The following is a 21,430-nucleotide window of genomic DNA, read 5'->3' on the forward strand; positions in this document are numbered from 1 at the left end:
GTGTGCTTACAAGATTACCCACCTGCCGTTCAGGACTTCAACGCAAGCCGGTTAATATTCCATGAAGGACTTGTGTCGGCGTGAATAAAAGCGTCAAACCGGTATACTAATGGTATCATTTTGGCATCAATACAACCCAATAAAGGAACCGTTATGACACCTGATCTAATCGGTAAACACGTTGCCATCAGTGACTATCCTGTACACCTGGTCGAGGGGGTGTACAGCTGCAGGTATAACGACATTATTTATTGCCGATTCAAAATTCCGCTGCGGCAGGGTGAGTTTGCCTATATGGAGCAGGAGATTTCTGACACCAGTGAGAATTACATAGTCATAGCCGATAGAGATAAGTTGCTGTCAGCCTGGCGTAACACGCCGAATTCCATTGTGCCTGAACTCAGCCGCGGTGATGAGGCCGCCTGGCGACGTGACCGTAAATTTCACGAAGCAGAAAGATGCTTTAGCATTGGCGCGGGCAACCCGGTGCCGCTGGCCACTCCGACATGTCGGTTTATTCTAGAGCGTGGCTTGCCAGTTCCTGCGCTTGATTTTGTCGATGGGATCACTCGAACAATTTGGCTGCTGGCGAATGGCGCCGATCGCTTGCCTGTTCATGCCTATAATCACCATGACGCCCTGTTGCTGCAGCGTGGGAAGGGCATAGGGCTGCATCGCCAGTGTCAGTAAAGACGTTATTTTTCCTGTACGCCGACGCAGTCTTGCCACGTCATCTACGCTATAAAGCCGACCCCAAGCACATCAAACCGGAGCCTAAATAGCACCAATAAAGCACTATATAAACACCAAATCAGTACCAAAACAACACACTATAGTTAACACGCTCTACATCATGGATGCCGCCCGACTAGCAGTGTAAAAGAAGCACCTAAATAACACCAAAAAGGTACTAATCAAACACCTTTTTTACACCATTATCGGCCAGCTGCAGCATCTCCGCCGCCACGCCGACATCCATCGAGAACGGCACGCCACCCCGGCCTGATACCGTGTCGAGACTGAACACCTTCAGGTAGACCTGCGTCGATTTAAAATCCTTATGACCCATCAAGGCCTGCAGCGTCAGCGGCGCCCCCCCATGAAACAACAGATGCATCGCAACGCGGTGCCGGAATGTGTGGGGGGGACGCGCGCCAGGCTGAACCGCACGCCCTGACGATCAGCCTCACGGAGCACCTTCTTCAACCAGTTGCGCGCGGTGTCATCGGTCACCGGCCAAATCGGTTTGGTCTTGTGCTCGGTAAAGATGTGGATGTGATCGCGCAGCCGCGCCGCAAAGGGTCCGTCCTCGAGCGCCACCGTGCGTTTGACCGGGGATGCCGTTCGGGCGGTTGGTCCCGGTGCATTGAGTTTCAGCGCCGGCGGCCGGCCAACCCTGGGGTTGAGCCGCTGCTTGAGGGTACGCAGCGTGACGAACGCCGGCGTCGCATCAAATTCCACGTCAGCCGGACATACCGCCAGTGCCTCATTGATCCGCGCGCCGGTGTTCCACAAAAACTCGAACAGCGTGCGCTTTTCCAGGTCGTGGCAGCAGGACAGTAAGACAGCGATTTCCGGCGGCAGCAGGTAGTAGGGCAGATCGCCATGCAACGCGGCGCGGTTGCGCAGGGTGAGGGCGCGCACATAGCGGTCATCGCCGGCCAGCAGATCGCCGCCGATCGCGCTACGTAAAATCTGAGAGTTTTGCAGGAGGGCAGGGCGCATTTTTTCGTGATCCGCAATCAGTGACTTTCAGTGTCTATTTTGCCGCAACCGCGCCGGGTGATCGCTCATAATAATTTTTGTGGTGCCAGCCATGGTTCGGTTAAATCATCCTGAATAGAAGTTTAACCGAATCACCAACGAACGCCAGACCTGACGCCGGGGCCTGGCGGTGCCGACAGCAGAGCATACCAACACAACATGCAGTAGCTTAAACGGGACGCTCAGGCACAAGATGTAGCGTTATCCACAGAAACGGTGGATAAGTCGGCAACGTTCAGTAAAAGAGGCGTTAAGCCGAATCAGATACAAAAGATAGAAGAGGCCCAACATGAGAAATCCAAAAGGGAAATAATTCGTGGTGGTGATCGGTCAGCCACTCCTTTTTGTTTCCAATCTCTGGAATTACGCCAAAACTCGGAAGAAAATAATCGACACAGAGCGCGTAAAGCGGGACAGGGCGAGGGGCTTGCCGGAAATAGCAGAAGACGGAAGGGAAATATATAATCACCAAGCGAATAGAAAAAATTACGCGTGTTTAATATTTGCATTAACCTGTATTAAAACTAAAACATACAGCGACGAAGCTAACATGATAACCCTGAGCATGTTCATGGAAGAAACGTTAAAATCCTGTTGTGATGATTATACGATAATACCTGTTTGGCCTGGCTGGATTACGCTTCGAAATTAACTTTCGTCCACGCTTCAACCGTCTGAATGTACATGTCTACTGCTTCAGCAAGCGCTGTCAACTCTTTCTGAGAAAACTCCACCTGACAGGTTTTCAAGTGTTGATGCACAAGTTGTGGGTTAATCGAGCCTTGGGCAATAAGCGCTCCGAGTAGTGCGCTCCATGCGGTTTTATTTGCCATTATCGCTGCTGCAAATGCTTCTCTATTATTGAGCATAACTATTTCCTTCTAAGACCTAAGTACGTGAGGATAATTATTGATCGGAATACGTAAACGAGAATGAAATGGAAAGACCACGCTACTCGTAAAACGGAAAAACGCTAGATAAAAATCATGCCAGTCGGCTCATCGCGATGCTGATGTTGCATCGGGGTGAGCGCGTCAGCGATGTCGGCGAACCCTCCGTCGCTGGTTACCATCAGCCAGGATAGTATGGCGCAGGGCAGCGCCGACCGTGAATATACGTGACCCGCACAAAGATGAAAAGATGGCGGCAATCCACAAAGCGTTGGACGAATGCAGCGTTAAGCACACGGTATTTTATGAAGATGAAGTGGATATCCACTTCAATCCGAAAATCGGTGCAGACTGGCAACTACGCGGGCAACAAAAGCGCGTGGTGACACCGGGGCAGAATGAAAAATACTATCTGGCTGGGGCGAGCAGTGGCACTGTGGCACAGGGAAAATCAGTTCCGTTGGCGGCAAAAGTAAAAACTTATATTTATTTATCAGTCTGTTAAATCATCTTAAAGCGACATACAGACGGACAAAAAGCATCACGCTCATCGTGTCATTCACAAAAGCTGTGAAACCCTCCGTTGGCTGAAAGCGAACCCAAAGTTCAAGGTGATCTATCAGCCGGTTTACTCAGCGTGGGTGAACCACGTTGAGCAATTATTGCAGGCGTTGCATGACACGATAACCCGTAAGCATCAGTGCCGAACAATATGGCAGTTGTTGAGAAAAGTTCAGCACTTTATGGGGCTCTGTTGCAAAAATCTGGAGGTGATAAACTCATCGTCATCTTTTGCTGACGGAGCAGCGCATGAACCCATTCAAAGGCCGCCATTTTCAGCGTGACATCATCCTGTGGGCGGTACGCTGGTACTGTAAATACGGCATCAGCTATCGTGAACTACAGGAGATGCTGGCCGAACGCGGTGTCAACGTTGATCACTCCACGATTTACCGCTGGGTTCAGCGTTATGCGCCTGAAATGGAAAAACGACTGCGCTGGTACTGGCGTAATCCTTCCGACCTGAACCCATGGCACGTTGACGAAACGTACGTGAAGGTGAATGGCCGGTGGGCTTATCTGTATCGTGCCGTCGACAACAGGGGGCGCACTGTCGATTTTTATCTCTCCCCACGTCGTAATAGCAAAGCCGCATACCGGTTTCTGGGTAAAATCCTCAACAACGTGAAGACGCGGCAGATCCCGCGGTTTATCAACACGGATAAAGCACCCACCTATGGTCGTGCGCTCGTTCTACTTAAACGCGAAGGACAATGTCCTCCTGATGTTGAGCACCGACAGATTAAATACCGGAATAACGTCATTGAATGCGATCATGGCAAGCTGAAAAGGATAATCGGCACCACGCTGGGATTTAAATCCATGAAGACCGCTTACGCCACAATCAAAGGTATTGAGGTGATGCGTGCACTGCGCAAAGGCCAGGCATCAGCGTTTTATTATGGTGATCCCCTGGGCGAGATGCGTCTGGTGAGCAGAGTTTTTGAAATGCAAAGCCTTTAAATAAGATAAAATGCTACCTCGTCACGAACTTTGCAACAGTGCCGTTTTCCGTGCTGTCAATATCCAGAGCTTGCTGCAGCAACCTCTCCGTCAGGTCCAGTGGCACCACAACGGTACCGTTGATATCCGAAACAATGAGGTCGCCGCTTTCAATGGTTACCTGTTCTATCTGGCACCGGATGCCCGTTTCAGCGACCCAGTAAGCGCCCTGAGTATCGGTGGGAATAGGATTGCTGGCGAGGATCGGTATCGACAACTGTTTAAGTTCGCGCAGATCTCGTACCGCTCCGCCCAGAACGACCCCGGCAAACCCCAATTTTTCGAAGTAGGTACAACTCATCCCTCCAGCCAACGCTGCATGAGCCACCAGCGGACCGGCTCCCGCCACATAGACCAATCCTGCACCGGTGTGTAGTTCAGGGACCAAAAAACGGGCGACCTGCGACCAGGTAGAGGGCTGTGGCTGCAAAATATCACTACCCTTACGTACCATTTTCCAGCATACGGTATAAGCCTGGGCCACAAGGTAATGTTCAGACAGATTTATTGCATGTATTTTAGGGGGCAACACATAGCCCGCATTCATGCCATCCAGAATGTCAACAATTGTTGACGTGCTTATCTGCTTGTTTTTGAACTCAGTGAGTAGCCTCGGTGATATTAATTCAAATGGCATAGTTAACACCATGAAAAAAACAGATAACCTGACAGAGGAGATTTCTCTGACCCTCACATAAACAATGCAGAAAACACCAAATAAGGAATAGAAGCAAAAAACAAAGAAGTCAAATCCAATTAAAAACGTTAATTAATAAAAACCCTAACCAAAGGATAATTAAACAAAATAAAAACCCCACTAAAATTACATGCCAAGGCAATTATAAGCGTGTTAATAATTTCAATTTAATTAATTGGCGCCTCACTAAAAATCAAGATAAATATCATGCTCGGTGACATTATAAAATTGATTCTCACGAATATTATTTTAAATGATATAGTTTCATTAAAACAAAAGCGAACAATTCACATCAATTGGCTACTTTGATTAGCCAAAAAGAACGTAGCACCCCAGCGGGGCGAGCACGGCAGCGTTGCTGCCTCAACCGTCTTTAAAGCCCCAGCCTCACATCAACGCCGGTGCAGCCTGACGGCCCGGCGGCTCGCACTGTAGCGCATGCCCCACCGCCGCGTTGACACACGCATAAAATGAGCACGTCTGAGACATGGGCCGGCTGGCGTCGACGCTCTTTTCCTGTCCGCTGCCGCCCTGTAGACTCGGCCTCATGTACATTCCGCGCCCCGCAAAGCTCCTGTTCCAGCATGATGACGGCTGGAGCCGCTATCTCGACAAACACGGCCACACGCTCAGCGACTGGACCAAACTCGCTGTCGAACGCATGCTCGCCTGCGGCACCTGTGCCATGGGCGTACGCCGCGACTGCTGCACCTCACTGAACTGCACTCATACCCGTTTCTTCTGCCAGATCTAGTGGCGTAATGCCGTCGTATATCTGCTGCGGGACAACTACGCCCGCATCAATCCCGGCGCTCTGTTGGGCCTCGGCCATATCCGCAACGAAGACCGTTACCTGCATGCGCAATATCGCCGTGCCTGGAAGGTCCACTTCGCCAAAAAGACCCGCGGCGCCTGGCGAAGTGTGAAATACCTGGGCCGGTACCTGAAGCGCCCGCCGGTGGCCGCTTCGCAGCTGCGCCATTACCGCGGCGGTGCCGTGGTCCATCAGTATTACGATCACCGTACACAGCAACATAAACGCCAGAAAGTCAGCCAGGAGGAGATGCTGCAGCGTTACGTCAGCCATATTCCGGCGCGGCATTTTAAAATGGTGCGGTACTACGGTTTTTTGGCCAACCGCAAACGAGGCTCGTTGCTGCCGAAAGTCTACGAAGCATTGGAGATGACGGTACGGGAAAAACCGAAGCCCCCCGGGTTCGCGGTGCTGATGAGAGGCTTCCTGGGCACCGAGCCGTACCAGTGCATCCTCTGCAAAGGCCGGCTGCGTTTTACCGGCGCCGTGGCGGGTGAACACGCCACCAAACTGTTCTCTGACAGGCTGCATCGGATGGCGAAAAAGCGATGGTTTCAGACCCCGGCTTTGGAAAAGTGCGCCTGAAAAATGGGTTTTAGCTTAAAAGCACAGCAAAAATGGCAATTTTACGCATTACCTCGCCTCAGACCCACATCGCATGCGGATCTTTATCACCTCTGTTCATGGTTAGGAAACCAAAAAAGAGTCGACTGAGCTTCCTAACCATGAACGAATTATCACGGGGTGTGAAAATAACCGCGAAGAGTTATTCTGGCACCACCACCTTTCAACAGATTGGCTGACGATATATGCCCCTGAAGGTAGATATCGGTTGGCTCCTTACTGTCTTCCTCGTTCACCGTGTAAGTGTAAATTCTGGAATCATTATCCCATAGATCCTCATGATGCGTGTAAATATGATGCTTATCATCGACTGCTTTTGTTTTATTGATTCTTAAGCATGTTTCTACAGATGTACGGCATCCAGCGTCATTCTGGATGTGAACCTCAATTTTGCTGTAACGCCCTAATGGGAGATGCAATGAATCCACTTTCACGCTTTTGCCATCCAGGTTTCGGGTGCTTCTTATCGTTGAACTTGTAAACGTTTGGTCATGCCAGGGTACGTCAATGAACTTCTCGCTCATAAAAAGCCTCTTATCGGAAAAGTGTTGATAACAAGCGCCTTATCACAGAAGAATGTGTTAAGTACGCCCTTTCATCTTCGACCATAACGAAGATGTGGTGGCAGCTGAAATATTATAGTAGGGAAAATCAGCACACACTGGAAATCGTTCCGGCGCAGGCGCGCATTCATGGCGTGTCAGCACTGGCTGAATAGTGATCCGTGGGGCATTTTACATCGGCACTAACCAATGATGTGCCGATTTAGCTAAAATATCCTCCCCGCCGCATCCGCAATATACTTCTTCGCCTGCTCCTCACCACCATTCTTGCGGATGGCATCAATCTTGGCCTGACCAAAATGACAAAAGCCTGCCTCGGGAACACCAAATCATCACTCTAAGATATTCAGGCATGGTACATCCGCGACGAAACCTATTCAGCCGCCCTTGCAGAGCTGGTAAACGTGCAGGGGGAAAAGGTCACTGTCGGCTTCTGGGGAGACGGGACAATGGAAAGTCATACTGTCTTACGCAAAAGGCAACCTCATCGGGCACTGTTGCAAAGTTCGTGACGAGGTAGCCTTTTATCTTATTTAAAGGCTTTGCATTTCAAAAACTCTGCTCACCAGACGCATCTCGCCCAGGGGATCACCATAATAAAACGCTGAGGCCTGGCCTTTGCGCAGTGCACGCATCACCTCAATACCTTTGATTGTGGCGTAAGCGGTCTTCATGGATTTAAATCCCAGCGTGGCGCCGATTATCCTTTTCAGCTTGCCATGATCGCATTCAATAACGTTATTCCGGTATTTAATCTGTCGGTGCTCAACATCAGGAGGACATTGTCCTTCGCGTTTAAGTAGAACGAGCGCACGGCCATAGGTGGGTGCTTTATCCGTGTTGATAAACCGTGGGATCTGCCACGTCTTCACGTTGTTGAGGATTTTACCCAGAAACCGGTATGCGGCTTTGCTATTACGACGTGGGGAGAGATAAAAATCGACAGTGCGCCCCCTGTTGTCGACGGCACGATACAGATAAGCCCACCGGCCATTCACCTTCACGTACGTTTCGTCAACGTGCCATGGGTTCAGGTCGGAAGGATTACGCCAGTACCAGCGCAGTCGTTTTTCCATTTCAGGCGCATAACGCTGAACCCAGCGGTAAATCGTGGAGTGATCAACGTTGACACCGCGTTCGGCCAGCATCTTCTGTAGTTCACGATAGCTGATGCCGTATTTACAGTACCAGCGTACCGCCCACAGGATGATGTCACGCTGAAAATGGCGGCCTTTGAATGGGTTCATGTGCTGCTCCGTCAGCAAAAGATGACGATGAGTTTATCACCTCCAGATTTTTGCAATAGAGCCTATCAGAGTGCTGATCTAAATTAGCCGTAATTATAAAATTTCTCGCATGGTTGCATAGTTATAGGCCATCATAAAATGATTGTTTTATATATTATTTATTGAAAAAATGTAAGATGCAATAATATAAAAGACACCTAGGAAAAAGCAGGATGTTATTATAAAAATCCAAGCTATTCGTCTGCTGATACATGGTAGAATATTCATGGGGCACCTTTGTTGTGTATAATCAATAAGGGTATTTAATTGCCGAGCGAAATGACATTGGACTAGTCAGAAATTAGGTGGGGGGGGGACACAGCGATAGCTTCGTGGTAGGTACTGCAGGTGAAGCTCAGTTTGTTCCTGGCTTGGCCGAACTAAGACTGGCCATATCCACCGGTTGACTGCCCGTTATTGGTCTTGAAAATGCTGGTTTGCCACTATAAAAGTCCGGTGGATAATATGGATTCAGGATTGACGAACAACAGTCGCAACAGTCGCATCAGTCACGTCAGTCGCGTCAGTCGCGTCAGTCGCATCAGTCGCATCAGTCGCATCAGTCGCATCAGTCGCATCAGTCGGTGCTCGGGTGAAGCTGGCGACAGAAGGTGTTTCGTAGTAGAGACATACTCAGGAAAATTATTAGGCTGTGTCCCTTAATCATCTGAGTTATAGTAACATACTGTTTTCACAAGACATTGAACTATGGCTCGTTACGATATTCCCGATGAAGCATGGGCTATCATCCAGCCCTTACTACCTGCTGAACCTGCATCTCCACGAGCCGGACGTCCATGGGCAGAGCATCGTAAGATCATCAACGGTATGTTCTGGGGGCTGTGCTCTGGTGCACCATGGCGTGATTTACCTGAGAGATACGGGCCATGGAAGACCGTTTATAACCGCTTTAATCGATGGTCTAAACCCGGTGTGATTAACATTATTTTTAATAAGTTACTTTTATCTCTTGATGCTCACGGTCTCATTGACTGGTCGGCCACTGTGCTGGATGGTAGTAATATTCGGGCGCTCAGATGCGCCGCCGGAGCGCAAAAAACATTCCGATATCACCAGAGATAACGGCCTGGGTCGCTCTTGCGGTGGTTTTGGCACCAAAATCCATCTGGCGACAGACGGGAGCGGTCTTCCGCTAAACATCGTAGTGAGTCCCGGACAAGCCCACGAAAGTCAGTTCGCACAACGTCTTCTGGACGGCATTGGTGTTCAGCGCCAGAACGGCAGCATGAAACGCCGTGGTCATGCGGTACTGGCGGACAAAGCCTACTCCGGACATATATTACGTAACGAGCTGAAAAACAAAGACATTAAAGCGGTTATTCCCCGAGAATCAAATGAAAAAATGGTGTCGGATGGTCGTGCACTGCTCGATCGTGATGCCTACCGCAATGGCAACGTCGTTGAGCGGTGCTTTGGTCGCCTGAAAGAATACCGGCGCATCGCAACACGTTATGACAAAACGGCGAGAAATTATCTGGCAATGGTGAAACTGGGATGCATCCGGCTTTATTATCAACGGTTATGTAATTAAGGGATACAGCCTACTTTGAATTTAATGAAATCATGCTCTATCATCCTCAATTGGTCGGTGAGGATTATTTGAAGCAGATCGGTGCCTTCGTTGATTTTGGAGCATTAATGTATTTGTAATATAAGGTTAGTGGTTTTCAATGTTTTTCTAAAACGAGGGTTATGCCTCGCTTTTTATTTTCTTAGTGGGTACGTATTAAAATATAGTCAACGTAAAATATGATGATTAGTTTGATAGTTAACTTGTTGTTATTGACGACATTCGGTCAGATCATTTAATCTACCTACGTTGTACTGTCGTCTTCGGGCGATCACCAATGCTCAGTGGGTCTGTGATGAGCGCCTTCGGGTGACCCTGCTGTCGATAGGCAGCCACCAATGATCTGGCCATCTGCGAGGATCGCCTTCGGGTGATGGCAAAAGAAAGCTTCCGTAGCCTGAGAGGGAGCACGCCAGGTATGGTGTGGTACATCTGCCCGCCTTTGGGAGCAGATATCGCCTGCATAACGTAGTATTCGGGGCGGTTAAGGCTGCTGAAAAGTCATCACAATGCCATGGCGCTATTAGCCTGGCACACATCTACATATGGCAGTCCTTGCCTGGAGAATTCAGTCGCAACAGACTGATATCACTTATTTCTTTAAAGCTGTTAAGGCTTTTATGACGTGTTGCTGACTATGCGACTTTTGAACGCACGTATAAGGCCATTGGGTACATTTGGCCGCTTACGTGAGTCTCATTAGGAGCAGAGGAGCGCGCGTCACTTGTGAAGTGGCGAAGACACTACCAAGTGACGCGCGTAGCGCATAACGTCTCAATCTACGTACGACGTGGCTTTCAACGTTTAACTACCATCTGACCAACATGTAGTACTGTGTCAGTACGGTTTAGACACTCATTCACTTCAACGTAATTACGACGGAAAACACCGTGTTGAACGTTTCACTATCTAAAAGGAGGAAATCGACTCGGTATCGATGGCGACACTACGAACAGTAGTGTTGGAGGCAGCTTGACGAAAGTCAGCTCTGCATTAGCAGCAAACGGATCAGAGATCTGGGGTGCCTCGCAAGAACTCAACATTTCGCCGCCCCGATGTACAGATACCAGTCGAGACGCAGGAAGCGCAAAAGCAACTGTGTCGTCGGGGTGAAATTACTGGGATACAGATCCGTCTGCTTCTTTTAAAGCAGAAGGACGTGTATCCCATTGGAGATGTTAAGATGTCCAGATTCGGTAAACAGCTGGGAAAACAACTTGTCACGCTTGCTCGTCAGGGAAGAGGGAGTTTTAAAACCGTTGCTGACCGTTCCAGAATTGCAGAACGTTTTTCTGAACGTCTGGCAAAGTTGAATATTCAAATTCGTGATGTAAAACACATCAAGACGGCCCATATCGAGAAATACATTCATAGCCGGCAGGCTGAAAACCTGTCGCTCCGTACATTGCAAAACGAGATGGCAGCAGTGCGTTCAATCATGTCAGCTGCGGGTCGGAATAAACTGGCCGATCCCAACCATGAGAAATTGAGTAACCAGGCTTTAGGGATTTCAGGTGCTAACCGTGATGGAACAAAAAAACCTATTTCGGATGGAAAGTTAACTGCTGTCATCAATCACGTCTTAAAAAAAGATGCAGGGGTAGCATTAGGTGTTCAGTTGTCTCGCTATGTAGGTTTGCGAACGGAAGAAACGGTTCAGTCAGCAAAGTCATTAAAAACATGGCGACAGGCTTTAATTAATGGAGACGAGCGTGTTCGGGTTGTGTTTGGCACGAAAGGAGGTCGTCCTCGTGATACGACCATTTTTAATCGTGAGAAGGTTTTATCTATTTTAGAGGCGGCAATAAAACATTGTGATGAACACAATGGGAAACTGATTGATAAGCCGTCATTGCATACGGCAATAGAACGGTACAGAAATATTGTTCGTGAAGCTGGAATGACAGGGAAAGATGCTCCCCATAGTTTGCGATACGCGTATTCACGTGATGCGGTGACTTATCATGTTAAAAATGGAATGAGTCGCGTAGAAGCAGAGGCATTGGTATCGATGGATTTGGGCCATGGTGATGGCCGAGGTCGTTATATTAAGCAAGTCTATTTCAAAGGTGATGTGGAGTAACGGATTAATTGCATTTAGTATGCGGGGTTTTATTAATTTAAAATTTTATCAACTGTATGCGTGAATATGATGGTTCGTACATAACGGTCGCAGCTCTCACAGGGCTGCGACCTCAAAATCATAATGGTACTGAGACGTTACGTTATTAGGATAATAGGAAATCTTATCCCAAAAACAGGTGCTCATGGTCTCTTGACAGATCAGCGATTTGCTCGGAAAATAAACATGCTTGCTCGTTGTCTTCGGACAACCACCAATGCTCAATGGGTCTGTGATGAGCGCCTTCGGGTGACCTAGCTGTCAGTCGACAGCCACCAATGATCCTGTCACTTGTGAGGATCGCCTTCGGGTAGTGGCAAAAAACGCTTCCGTAGCTTGAAAGGAAGCACGCCGTTTACGGTGTAGTACATCTGCCCGCCTTTGAGAGTAGATGTCATCGTAGTTTTGATGAACAAGGCTTAACTTTCTTACCTATGATGACTGCGTCACGCGCAGTCAAATCCCAAGGGAAATACCTTTCCCTTGGGAGCGGTGTTTCCCTTTTTTACAGGAGAAACACCATGTCTGTTTTTACTTCTTCAGTTGTTCCTGATTTCTTCTCAACCCTGTACCGTGTCAAATCGGCTGTCCAGCGAATACCTTTTCGCATGGCGCCGACACGTTTTACTGACTGGTACGTCAATGCAGCAGGTAATTTTGCCGTTCGCGCGCATGTTATCTGCAGTGATGATGGTTCGGTCAGCGCGTTACTGACGCTGCGCAAAGGTTGGTACAAAGGCGAATATACCTACGTAAGCACCCATGTTGTGCTGTCTTGCAAGCATACCGAGCGCAGAAAAGCTTACCGACTCGCCAGCCAACATGCTGAGCATTTGGCCAGACTGCGTTACCGCTTTTAGAGCGGTCGGTTTACCCACTTAATACCCTGACGGGGATTTACACCCGTTATGGGGATAAATCCCTCAGCATTTTATGGAGGATTTATCGATGCATACCCGTTACCCAACGTACTTGACGTGAAAACCGCGCTTGATGCGTTTCATTTCCTTTGCCTGGTTGAAGGTAAGCTCATGAGTATACGGGCTTACCAACGTCTGGGATTGGGTCTTGAACGTGAAGACCCCTTTGAGCTGAATGATGTGGAAAATGCCGTTATCAATGCGGGAGAGGACTTTGGTGGTTTCCTGCTGGTCATGCAGTACGGCTATATATCGACGCTTTCCGCTAACGGGCAAGCACTTATGGCTCACCTGGATACACTGAGCGCAGATATTCACGCGTCTTATTGGGCGCAGGCTGTGGAGCAAGGCAAGCGCGATGTCGAAGCCGACATTGCGATTGGCGAGCTCGAGGTTTGGTGATCGGCACGACAGCCTGACAGACACACACCCTGACGGGGATTTATTCCCGTCCGGGGGATAAATCCCCCCCCCAAATTTTTTGTTACCGGAGGATTTATCGTGAGTATGAATGTGTATTTTGTCGCACCACCGTCCCAGGACGCGTGGATTGATTTCACCCTGGCGGTGACCGAGGTGTTCTGGCTGTTGCCGGAAGAGGCTCGGCCAGAAGGTATCACGGAAGCCGGTCAGCTGTTTGATGGCATGATCTTCGAAACGGCCGGTTTACGTGTATCACCGGGAGCAGAGGAAAATTTCCCGATGCAACCGCTGCCTTACGTCAAAGAACGTGTGGGGTTCTTTCAGCGCCCTGAGTTTTTTTCACCGACTGGTTTTGATACTGATTCATAACCTGTGCCCTGGCTCTGTACGGATAGAGCGGAATGACTCCAAACTTTCCAAAAATCCAGGATGGGAGTTGCCACTACTCTGGTTGCGCCACCACCTTAAACGCCCAGAACTCCTTGCTCCGGGTGAAGTGGATGAGGCGGCACTGGCTGATGACTCCATTCTTTACCATTTGGAAGGGTATAGCAGTCATAACGATGATGAACCGTACCGGGTTTCTTGGAGACTAAACTCTCAGTGAAAGGAGACCCAAAATGAAATCACAATCCGCCAAACGCTATCCCCCTGAACTGCGCGAACGTGCAGTCAGAATGTTGCTGGAGCAGCGCAGCGCGTACAAATCAGAACACGAAGCCGTTCAAGCCATCGCCCCGAAAATCGGCTGCCATGGCGACACCCTGCGAGCCTGGCTCCGTCAACATGAAAGGGATGCCGGGGGCGGTGTCGCTACCACTAACACCTCTGGTAGCCTTACCGCGGATGAGCGTGAACTTCTCAAAGAACTGCAGCGGGAGAACCTGGAGTTACGGCGCAGTAACGACATTCTGCGCCAGGCTTCTGCTTATTTTGCCAAGGCGGAGTTCGACCGCCTGTGGAAGAAATAATGCCACTGCTGGACATCCTCAGCGCTGAACATGGGGGCGGACCGGTATGCCATGAACTGGATATTGCCCCGTCAACGTATTATTGGCATGACCAGCGTCGGCGCCATCCGGAGAAACGCAGTCAGCGTGAACAACGTGATGAACGACTCAAATCCGTAATACAGCGGGTATTCGATGAAAATTACAGCGTTTATGGTGCCCGCAAGGTCTGGCGGCAGTTGTTGCGTGAGGGCATCAAGGTGGCCAGGTGTACGGTGGAACGGCTCATGACGGAAATGGGGCTTGCGGGCGTGCGACGGGGATAAAAAAGTGCGAACCACGATAAGCCGGAAGGGCGCGGCGGCGCCGGACCGGGTAAACCGCCGGTTCGTGTCAGAACGTCCGAACCAACTTTGGGTGGCAGATTTTACCTATTGCGCCACCTATCAGGGCTTTGCGTACGTCGCGTTCATCATTGATGTGTTCGCCGGCGCCATTGTGGGGTGGCGGGTGTCATCGTCGATGGAAACAGCGTTCGTGCTGGATGCACTGGAGCAGGCGCTGTGGGCCCGCCGTCCCAGCGGAACTATCCATCATAGCGACAAAGGTTCGCAATATGTGTCTCTGGCGTACACACAGCGACTGAAAGATGCTGAGTTGTTGGCGTCGACGGGTAGCACAGGTGACTCGTACGACAATGCGATGGCGGAAAGCATCAATGGCCTGTTCAAAGCGGAGGTGATACATCGCAAAAGCTGGAAAACTCGAGCAGAAGTGGAGTTGGCCACGTTGGAGTGGGTAGACTGGTACAATAATCGCCGTTTACTGGAGCGACTGGGTCATATCCCACCGATAGAAGCTGAAAAAGCGTATCATGCAGCTATAAAAGACAGGGAGCTCGCCGCCTGAGTTCCCGGACTAAAAACTCTCCAAGAAAACCGGGGCGGTTCATAAGGGAGCGAATAGAGTTGCTCATGATGCGTGCAATCGAGCGCGGTGCGGGTCAGCATGACATGCTTTTTGATGTCAAACGGTTCACCAATCCACGGAATACTCATTACATCTATGACGAGAAAAACGTTCTGCAGTCATTTCGTAGCTTCTATCGTCGGTTGTCCAGGGAGAGTGGCTTTGATATTTCCTCTCACCGTTTCCGTCACACACTTGCCACGGAGTTGATGAAATCCCCGGACAGAAATCTAAAACTGGTGAAGGACTTGCTGGGGCACCGTAACGTTAGCACTACAATGGAGTACATCGAAATGGATATGGAAGTAGCGGGAAAAGCACTAGAACAGGAACTTGTTTTACATACGGATATCACTGCTACGAGAAGCTTACAAAGCTTGACACAGGTATGATTTGCTGTGAATATCACCAGTGTTCGAGAAAAGGACGCCTGTGGGCAAACACAGGCGTCCCTCTTGAGGAATTCAACTTACAACGTCGCGGTAGTAAACAGTTATTCTGTTATCTCTTTGACAAGCCGATTCCGTATTAACCACCCGTTAAAGTTCTCATTCTTTAACCAGTGTGCATTGATGCAGAATTAGTGGTGCCCGGACTCGGAATCGAACCAAGGACACGGGGATTTTCAATCCCCTGCTCTACCGACTGAGCTATCCGGGCAACGGGGCGCATTAAACCGTATTGGCCGGATGGCGTCAATCGCTTTCTGTCACAAAGCCGATCGGTTGCTCTATTTTCAGGCAGCAAGCCCGGAGGGGCGGGGACGGGGGGATATCCGCATTCAATAAATATGCATATAAAACGTGTATTTATACCATCTTAAAACGCGCGATTTTTGGTTTTTCAATTAAATAACAATGAATTATGCTTTAATCAATGGACGTTCAATCAAGGCGATTCTCGCTTGAACCCTGCAACGAATCATGCAATCATTGCGCAAATTTTAGCACTCTCCGTTCCCTGACGGTGTTTCCGCTTCTTATAAGCCAGAGGGTTATTGGCATGACTGGTTTTGTTGCTCAAGCGCTGCTGCGCACCAGACATCTGACGCCGCCACCGTTCCGCCGTTGTTTCCTCCGCACGTCATCCGCCCGAATACGCCTGCCGGCCATGCGGTAAGGCCGCCTGACGCTCGCTGTTAGGCATGCGTAAAGCCAGCGCTGCGGCCCTGATTTTACTGATGCCTGTCGGACGCTGCCAAGACCAGTTCCCCCGATAGCCGCCTGATGATCCCCGATCATGAGCCGGTCACGCACGCCGCTTATGCTGCCGTGCCCGGGTATCGCTTTTACCGGGATAACCGCGTTATCTCATTACCGTGCCGGTGGCACACCCTCATCCTTCACCGTTTGAGAGTCAGCATGATGAAAGAATTGAAAATCGCGACCAGCGCCAGCCTGGTCGCCACCATTGAGACGCTGCGCCAGATCGTGCGCGTAGAGCAGACGGACTACACCGACGTGGCGGCGGCGGTGGTGTCGGTCGCCGACGTGAACGCCGGCATTCTGGCGCGCTTGCAGGCGACGGGGTTCGACATTCCGACCTTCGTGGCGGTGGAAGGGGACGAGCATCTCTCGCCGGACTATCTGCTGTTTGTCAGTGGGGTTTTCGCGCTGCTGGCCGGCGCCAGCAAGCCGTTCTACATGGCGCAGCTGGAGGCCGCCGCCGACGCCTACGAGCAGGCGCTGCTGCCGCCGTTCTTCAAAACGCTGAAGACCTACGTCGAGATGGAAAACTCAACCTTCGCCTGCCCGGGGCATCAGGGCGGCGAGTTCTTCCGCAAACACCCGGCCGGCCGGCAGTTTTTCGATTTCTACGGCGAGACCCTGTTCCGTTCCGATATGTGCAACGCCGACGTCAAGCTGGGCGATTTGCTGATCCACGAAGGCTCGGCCAAGGATGCGCAAAAGCACGCGGCGCGGGTGTTCAACGCCGATAAAACCTACTTCGTGCTCAACGGCACCTCGGCGGCCAACAAGGTGGTGACCAACGCGCTGCTGACCCGCGGCGATCTGGTGCTGTTCGATCGCAACAACCACAAATCCAACCACCATGGGGCGCTGATCCAGGCCGGCGCCACGCCGATCTATCTGGAAACCGCCCGCAACCCGTTCGGCTTTATCGGCGGCATCGATGCGCACTGCTTCGACGAACGCTATCTGCGTGAGCAGATCCGCGAGGTGGCGCCGGAGAAAGCCGCGGCGGCGCGGCCGTTCCGGCTGGCGATCATTCAGCTCGGCACTTACGACGGCACGATTTACAACGCTCGCCAGGTGATCGACACCATCGGCCACCTGTGCGATTACATTCTGTTCGACTCCGCCTGGGTGGGTTACGAAGGCTTTATTCCGATGCTGAAAGAGTGCTCGCCGCTGCTGCTGGAGCTGGACGAGCACGATCCGGGCATTTTCGTCACCCAGTCGGTGCATAAACAGCAGGCAGGGTTCTCGCAGACCTCGCAGATCCATAAGAAAGACGACCATATCAAAGGGCAAAAGCGCCACTGCAACCACAAGCACCTGAACAACGCGTTCATGCTGCATGCGTCGACCAGCCCGTTCTACCCGCTGTTCGCCGCGCTGGACGTCAACGCCAAGATGCACGCCGGCCCCGCCGGGCGCCGCATGTGGATGGACTGCGTCAAGCTGGGCATCGAGACGCGCAAACAGCTGCTCACGCGCTGCTCGCAGCTGAAGCCGTTTATTCCGCAGCAGGTGGCGGGCAAAGACTGGCAGGATCACGATACCGATCTGATCGCCAACGACGCGCGCTTCTTCACCTTCGTGCCGGGGGAGACGTGGCACGGCTTCGAAGGCTATGCCCAGGATCAGTATCTGGTGGATCCGTGCAAGCTGCTGCTGACCACGCCGGGGATTGACGCCGCGACCGGCCAATACACCGAGTTCGGCGTGCCGGCCACCATTCTGGCCAACTTCCTGCGCGAGAACGGCATCGTGCCGGAGAAGTGCGATCTCAACTCGATCCTGTTCCTGCTGACCCCGGCGGAGAACCCGGCCAAGATGGAACAGCTGGTGGAGATGCTGGCGCAGTTCGAACGCTATGTCGAAGAGGATGCGCCGCTGAGCGTGGTGCTGCCGACGGTGTACCGCAAGAACGAGCAGCGTTACCGCGGCTACAGCATTCGCCGGCTGTGTCAGGAGATGCACGATCTGTACGTCAGCTTTGACGTTAAGCAGCTGCAAAAGGAGATGTTCCGTCAGGATCATTTCCCGCCGGTGGTGATGAACCCGCAGGACGCCAACGTGGAGTTTATCCGCGACAACGTCGAGCTGGTGCCGATCGGCCAGGCGGAAGGGCGCATCGCGGCGGAAGGGGCCCTGCCGTATCCGCCGGGCGTGCTGTGCGTGGTGCCGGGCGAAGTGTGGGGCGGCGCGGTGCAGCGCTACTTCCTGGCGTTAGAAGAGGGCATCAACCGCCTGCCGGGCTTCTCGCCGGAGCTGCAGGGGGTCTACATCGAGAAAAAAGATCACGGCTGGAAGCGCATCTTTGGCTATATGATCAAGCAGTAAAAAAAGGGCCGGTTCGCACCGGCCCTTCTCCTATCCATGCGGGAAGCGCTACTTTCTGCGGTAGCTCTTCTGTGCGGTATTCACTTTCACCAGATAGCGGCGCGACTCGGCGGCCGGGTGTTTGGTGGTCAGCGTTTGGTACACGTCGCCCGGCTGCATGCCGTTGATGATGCCCACCGCGCGCGTCCTGTCGCTGGAGAACACCCGCAGCACGCTGCCGGCGCCGCCGTTGTAGGCGGTGATCACCGCATAGCGGCGCGAGGTCGGGTTCTGAATGCCGCCCAGGTAGTTGTTCTGCAGGATCGCCAGGTAGGCGGTGCCGGTGTCGATGTTGTTCTCCGGATCGAACAGGTAGCTGCGGCTCGGGGTGCCCCATTTGCCGCGCATCTGGAACACATCCTTACCGGCGGTGTGCTGCACCACCTGCATCAGGCCCAGCGCGTCCGAACCGCTCACCGCATAGGGGTTGAAGCTCGATTCGGTCTGCATGATTGCCAGGATCAGCGACTCGTCTACGCCGTATTTTTCCGACGCCTTGCGCACCATCGGCAGATATTTATGCGCACGTTTGTCCAGGTGGTTTGGCACCAGTTGGATGGTGACCGAGTAGATGACGTGCAGGCCGGAGGTGCGTTTTTGCAGCTTGGTCTGCAGCAGGTAATCGGCAAAGTGCGCCGCGCGCCATTCCCAGCGGATCGGCGCGCCTTTGTTATCCAGCACCTGGCCGTACAGGAACGGCTCTTTGCTGATCTGGATATCGTTGGCGTCGGAATAGAGATCGATGGAACCCGGATCGTCACCCATCAGCAGTGTGCTGATGATCGCCTGGCGCAGGTGCGCGGCCGGATCGGTGGTGGCGATGGTTTCGATGGTGATGGCACCGGTGTCGAAGTTGATGTGGCTGCGGGTTTGGTATTGGTCGGTATATTTGACGTAGTCTTTCGGCCCGGCGATCAGAACTTCGTTCAGACCCCAGATGTTCTCGATGTTGTGAGCGAATTGCCCCATCAGAATGTCGAAGCCGTTGGTGTCTTTGATCCAGGCTTCGTTGATTTCTTCACTTTTTTTGCCGGAACAGGAGATCAGCAAAGGCGCTATTACGAGCAAAGCTAAAATTTTCTTCATCTTAAAGCCGTTTGGAAGAAGTATAAGAGGATTGAAGCGGGCCAGCGCCTGGCCCCAACAGCGTTATTCGCTCGGCGGCGTATAGCCTTCGATGTGCACGTCGTGCCCTTCGAACAGGAACTTGATCATTTCCTCTTCCAGCAGTTTGCGATCATCCACGTTCATCATGTTCAGCTTCTTCTCGTTGATCAGCATGGTCTGCTTCTTCATCCACTCGCCCCAGGCTTCCTTGGAGATCTCGTTGTAGATGCGCTTGCCGACGTCGCCGGGATAAAGCTGGAAGTCCTGGCCCTCGGCGTCGCGCTGCAGGAAAGTACAAAAAATGGTGCGGCTCATGCTAATTCCTCGTCGATGGCGCTATCGCCATATAAGTTTTGTTGGATCGGGGGCTGCTTCGCCAGCTGTTGCAACAGGCGATCCACCGGCGCTGCCAGCCCGACCGACGGCGGCTGCGCTAAGTTATACCAGAGACCCGCGCCCTCATCCATGCCGCTGCCCGCCGCGTCGAGCGACAGCCACATCGGCACGATATCGAGATGGAAATGGCTGAACGTGTGGCGAAACGCGGTCAGCTGTTCCAGGCGCTTGCCTTTCAGACCGCGCTGCTGCAGCCAGAGTTCCAAATCCACGCGCGCGCTGAACTGTGGGAAGCAGAACAGGCCGCCCCACAGGCCCACCGCCGGGCGCTGCTCCAGCCACACGCGGTCGCCGTGCTGCAGCAATAAGAAGTAGGCGGTTTTTTCCGGCAGGGTCTGTTTGGGTTTCTTGCCGGGGTAGTTGGCCCAGCTGTGATTGGCGTAAGACAGGCAGCCGACGTTGAGCGGGCAGAGTTCACACTTGGGCTTGGAACGAGTGCAGACCATGGCGCCCAGATCCATCATCGCCTGGTTGAACTGGCCGACGCCCTGCGCCGGGGTGACCTCTTCGCTGATTTTCCACAGCCGGTTTTCGACTTCTTTCTTCCCCGGCCAGCCTTCCACCGCGTAGCAGCGAGCCAGCACGCGCTTCACGTTGCCGTCGAGGATCGGATAGTGTTGGCCCAGCGCCAACGACAGCACCGCGCCGGCGGTGGAGCGGCCGACGCCCGGTAAATCGGCGATTTCTGCGAAGGTTGTCGGGAACTCGCCGCCGTGCTGTGCGACAATGGTCTGCGCCGCCTTGTGCAGGTTGCGGGCGCGGGCGTAATAGCCGAGGCCGGTCCACAGATGCAGCACTTCGTCCAGCGGAGCCTCCGCCAGCGCGCGCACGTTGGGAAAACGGGCCATAAAGCGCTGAAAATAAGGAATGACGGTGGCAACCTGAGTCTGTTGCAACATCACCTCGGAGAGCCATACTTGATAGGCGGTTTTCTCCAGCTGCCACGGCAGGGTCTTGCGACCGTAGCGTTGGTACCAGTCAAGCACCACCTGTGCGAATTGTTGTGCTTGCATCATGAGCAGCGTCGTTATCCGGCAGAAAATGAAGCGAGATTGCAGCATAGAGTCATGATGCTGTAAACCGGAACTTTCCGACGCCGCACGGCGGGTACAGAAGATGAACACTTGCTAAACCAATGTATCTTTGCATAATGCGCGTTTCCCTAATTGGCAGCCAAACAGA

At 52.1% G+C, this 21,430-nt stretch carries 20 protein-coding genes, 1 tRNA gene, 3 pseudogenes and 1 other annotated feature; of the genes and pseudogenes, 14 read left to right on the plus strand and 10 right to left on the minus strand.

Annotated features, from left to right (window positions below):
• Positions 1-153 precede the first annotated feature (153 nt).
• A complete protein-coding gene (locus L085_RS07690; RefSeq protein ID WP_049870646.1) occupies positions 154-690 on the plus strand; it encodes a hypothetical protein in 537 nt (178 codons plus the stop codon).
• A 220-nt stretch (positions 691-910) separates the two neighbouring features.
• Here the strand turns inward: L085_RS07690 and L085_RS25865 are convergent, their stop codons facing one another.
• The 3 genes from L085_RS25865 to L085_RS07700 form a co-directional block, all read right to left on the minus strand.
• Entirely contained in the window at positions 911-1,069 is a 159-nt protein-coding gene (locus L085_RS25865) for a hypothetical protein (protein WP_255347248.1), read from the minus strand.
• A gap of 14 nt (positions 1,070-1,083) precedes the next feature.
• Positions 1,084-1,725 carry a tyrosine-type recombinase/integrase gene (locus L085_RS07695; protein ID WP_255347249.1) on the minus strand — a complete coding sequence of 214 codons (642 nt, stop codon included), beginning with the start codon at positions 1,723-1,725 and terminating at the stop codon, positions 1,084-1,086.
• Positions 1,726-2,399: 674 nt separating this feature from the next.
• On the minus strand, positions 2,400-2,633 hold the full coding sequence (locus L085_RS07700; protein ID WP_044030484.1) for a hypothetical protein: 234 nt from the start codon (positions 2,631-2,633) through the stop codon (positions 2,400-2,402).
• A gap of 98 nt (positions 2,634-2,731) precedes the next feature.
• On the opposite strand from L085_RS07700, the pseudogene L085_RS07705 reads away from it, so the two are divergent.
• Both L085_RS07705 and L085_RS07710 read left to right on the plus strand, forming a co-directional pair.
• A pseudogene (locus L085_RS07705) lies at positions 2,732-3,499 on the plus strand (IS630 family transposase); the annotation flags it as partial.
• On the plus strand, positions 3,465-4,178 hold the full coding sequence (locus L085_RS07710) for an IS6 family transposase (protein WP_044030485.1): 714 nt from the start codon (positions 3,465-3,467) through the stop codon (positions 4,176-4,178). The pseudogene L085_RS07705 and the gene L085_RS07710, both read left to right, overlap by 35 nt.
• Before the next feature lie 13 nt (positions 4,179-4,191).
• Here L085_RS07710 and L085_RS07715 read toward each other — a convergent pair whose 3' ends face one another.
• Positions 4,192-4,854, minus strand: a complete 663-nt coding sequence (locus L085_RS07715) for an RraA family protein (RefSeq protein WP_049870705.1) — start codon at positions 4,852-4,854, stop codon at positions 4,192-4,194.
• A gap of 547 nt (positions 4,855-5,401) precedes the next feature.
• On the opposite strand from L085_RS07715, the gene L085_RS25695 reads away from it, so the two are divergent.
• Both L085_RS25695 and L085_RS07725 read left to right on the plus strand, forming a co-directional pair.
• A complete protein-coding gene (locus L085_RS25695) occupies positions 5,402-5,668 on the plus strand; it encodes a transposase zinc-binding domain-containing protein (RefSeq protein ID WP_226988578.1) in 267 nt (88 codons plus the stop codon).
• A gap of 63 nt (positions 5,669-5,731) precedes the next feature.
• Entirely contained in the window at positions 5,732-6,313 is a 582-nt protein-coding gene (locus L085_RS07725; RefSeq protein WP_049870647.1) for an IS91 family transposase, read from the plus strand.
• Between the two features lie 152 nt (positions 6,314-6,465).
• Here the strand turns inward: L085_RS07725 and L085_RS25255 are convergent, their stop codons facing one another.
• Positions 6,466-6,876: a hypothetical protein gene (locus L085_RS25255; RefSeq protein ID WP_144240672.1), complete on the minus strand. Its 411-nt coding sequence runs from the start codon at positions 6,874-6,876 to the stop codon at positions 6,466-6,468.
• A 287-nt stretch (positions 6,877-7,163) separates the two neighbouring features.
• Between L085_RS25255 and L085_RS24510 the strand changes: the two are divergent.
• Positions 7,164-7,325 (plus strand): annotated as a pseudogene (locus L085_RS24510) (Tn3 family transposase); the annotation flags it as partial.
• Positions 7,326-7,448: 123 nt separating this feature from the next.
• Here L085_RS24510 and L085_RS07730 read toward each other — a convergent pair.
• Positions 7,449-8,162, minus strand: a complete 714-nt coding sequence (locus L085_RS07730) for an IS6 family transposase (protein ID WP_044030487.1) — start codon at positions 8,160-8,162, stop codon at positions 7,449-7,451.
• 747 nt (positions 8,163-8,909) lie between these two features.
• Between L085_RS07730 and L085_RS25020 the strand changes: the two genes are divergently transcribed.
• From L085_RS25020 to L085_RS07765, 7 genes and pseudogenes are all read left to right on the plus strand, one after another.
• A protein-coding gene (locus L085_RS25020) for an IS5 family transposase (RefSeq protein ID WP_144240673.1) occupies positions 8,910-9,753 on the plus strand; the annotation gives its coding sequence in 2 pieces (ribosomal slippage) (positions 8,910-9,256 and positions 9,255-9,753; 846 coding nt in all).
• A 1,222-nt stretch (positions 9,754-10,975) separates the two neighbouring features.
• Entirely contained in the window at positions 10,976-11,875 is a 900-nt protein-coding gene (locus tag L085_RS24525) for an integrase domain-containing protein (RefSeq protein ID WP_071841662.1), read from the plus strand.
• Positions 11,876-12,435: 560 nt separating this feature from the next.
• Entirely contained in the window at positions 12,436-12,774 is a 339-nt protein-coding gene (locus L085_RS24530) for a hypothetical protein (RefSeq protein WP_071841613.1), read from the plus strand.
• A gap of 48 nt (positions 12,775-12,822) precedes the next feature.
• Positions 12,823-13,236: a hypothetical protein gene (locus L085_RS07740; protein WP_049870648.1), complete on the plus strand. Its 414-nt coding sequence runs from the start codon at positions 12,823-12,825 to the stop codon at positions 13,234-13,236.
• 99 nt (positions 13,237-13,335) lie between these two features.
• Positions 13,336-13,626 carry a hypothetical protein gene (locus L085_RS07745; RefSeq protein WP_144240674.1) on the plus strand — a complete coding sequence of 97 codons (291 nt, stop codon included), beginning with the start codon at positions 13,336-13,338 and terminating at the stop codon, positions 13,624-13,626.
• Positions 13,627-13,877: 251 nt separating this feature from the next.
• A pseudogene (locus L085_RS25260) lies at positions 13,878-15,116 on the plus strand (IS3 family transposase).
• Positions 14,183-14,299 (plus strand) — a sequence feature (AL1L pseudoknot). Its footprint overlaps the pseudogene before it by 117 nt.
• 65 nt (positions 15,117-15,181) lie before the next feature.
• The gene (locus L085_RS07765; protein WP_226988579.1) at positions 15,182-15,568 is read left to right on the plus strand and encodes a site-specific integrase; all 387 of its coding nucleotides are present in this window, start codon (positions 15,182-15,184) and stop codon (positions 15,566-15,568) included.
• A 192-nt stretch (positions 15,569-15,760) separates the two neighbouring features.
• On the opposite strand, the gene L085_RS07770 is transcribed toward L085_RS07765, so the two are convergent.
• Positions 15,761-15,836 (minus strand) — tRNA-Phe (locus L085_RS07770).
• Between the two features lie 704 nt (positions 15,837-16,540).
• On the opposite strand from L085_RS07770, the gene speF reads away from it, so the two are divergent.
• A complete protein-coding gene (gene speF, locus L085_RS07775; RefSeq protein ID WP_044031971.1) occupies positions 16,541-18,706 on the plus strand; it encodes an ornithine decarboxylase SpeF in 2,166 nt (721 codons plus the stop codon).
• Positions 18,707-18,754: 48 nt separating this feature from the next.
• On the opposite strand, the gene mltC is transcribed toward speF, so the two are convergent.
• The 3 genes from mltC to mutY all read right to left on the minus strand — a co-directional run bounded on the left by mltC (position 18,755) and on the right by mutY (position 21,264).
• Positions 18,755-19,831: a membrane-bound lytic murein transglycosylase MltC gene (gene mltC / locus L085_RS07780; RefSeq protein ID WP_004937402.1), complete on the minus strand. Its 1,077-nt coding sequence runs from the start codon at positions 19,829-19,831 to the stop codon at positions 18,755-18,757.
• Positions 19,832-19,894: 63 nt separating this feature from the next.
• A complete protein-coding gene (locus L085_RS07785) occupies positions 19,895-20,167 on the minus strand; it encodes an oxidative damage protection protein (RefSeq protein WP_004937404.1) in 273 nt (90 codons plus the stop codon).
• Positions 20,164-21,264 carry an A/G-specific adenine glycosylase gene (gene mutY, locus L085_RS07790; RefSeq protein ID WP_004937408.1) on the minus strand — a complete coding sequence of 367 codons (1,101 nt, stop codon included), beginning with the start codon at positions 21,262-21,264 and terminating at the stop codon, positions 20,164-20,166. Before mutY ends, L085_RS07785 begins: the two co-directional genes overlap by 4 nt.
• Between the last annotated feature and the right edge of the window lie 166 nt (positions 21,265-21,430).

It is taken from the genome of Serratia sp. FS14 (genome assembly GCF_000695995.1).
In the GTDB taxonomy this organism is placed as follows: domain Bacteria; phylum Pseudomonadota; class Gammaproteobacteria; order Enterobacterales; family Enterobacteriaceae; genus Serratia; species Serratia nematodiphila.

Coding starts and splice junctions, on each gene's coding strand:
- L085_RS07690 (WP_049870646.1), top strand. CDS start 154: ATGACACCTGATCTAATCGGTAAACACGTTGCCATCAGTGACTATCCT.
- L085_RS25865 (WP_255347248.1), bottom strand. CDS start 1,069: ATGGGTCATAAGGATTTTAAATCGACGCAGGTCTACCTGAAGGTGTTC.
- L085_RS07695 (WP_255347249.1), bottom strand. CDS start 1,725: ATGCGCCCTGCCCTCCTGCAAAACTCTCAGATTTTACGTAGCGCGATC.
- L085_RS07700 (WP_044030484.1), bottom strand. CDS start 2,633: ATGCTCAATAATAGAGAAGCATTTGCAGCAGCGATAATGGCAAATAAA.
- L085_RS07710 (WP_044030485.1), top strand. CDS start 3,465: ATGAACCCATTCAAAGGCCGCCATTTTCAGCGTGACATCATCCTGTGG.
- L085_RS07715 (WP_049870705.1), bottom strand. CDS start 4,854: ATGCCATTTGAATTAATATCACCGAGGCTACTCACTGAGTTCAAAAAC.
- L085_RS25695 (WP_226988578.1), top strand. CDS start 5,402: ATGGGCCGGCTGGCGTCGACGCTCTTTTCCTGTCCGCTGCCGCCCTGT.
- L085_RS25255 (WP_144240672.1), bottom strand. CDS start 6,876: ATGAGCGAGAAGTTCATTGACGTACCCTGGCATGACCAAACGTTTACA.
- L085_RS07730 (WP_044030487.1), bottom strand. CDS start 8,162: ATGAACCCATTCAAAGGCCGCCATTTTCAGCGTGACATCATCCTGTGG.
- L085_RS24525 (WP_071841662.1), top strand. CDS start 10,976: ATGTCCAGATTCGGTAAACAGCTGGGAAAACAACTTGTCACGCTTGCT.
- L085_RS24530 (WP_071841613.1), top strand. CDS start 12,436: ATGTCTGTTTTTACTTCTTCAGTTGTTCCTGATTTCTTCTCAACCCTG.
- L085_RS07740 (WP_049870648.1), top strand. CDS start 12,823: ATGGGGATAAATCCCTCAGCATTTTATGGAGGATTTATCGATGCATAC.
- L085_RS07765 (WP_226988579.1), top strand. CDS start 15,182: ATGATGCGTGCAATCGAGCGCGGTGCGGGTCAGCATGACATGCTTTTT.
- speF (WP_044031971.1), top strand. CDS start 16,541: ATGAAAGAATTGAAAATCGCGACCAGCGCCAGCCTGGTCGCCACCATT.
- mltC (WP_004937402.1), bottom strand. CDS start 19,831: ATGAAGAAAATTTTAGCTTTGCTCGTAATAGCGCCTTTGCTGATCTCC.
- L085_RS07785 (WP_004937404.1), bottom strand. CDS start 20,167: ATGAGCCGCACCATTTTTTGTACTTTCCTGCAGCGCGACGCCGAGGGC.
- mutY (WP_004937408.1), bottom strand. CDS start 21,264: ATGATGCAAGCACAACAATTCGCACAGGTGGTGCTTGACTGGTACCAA.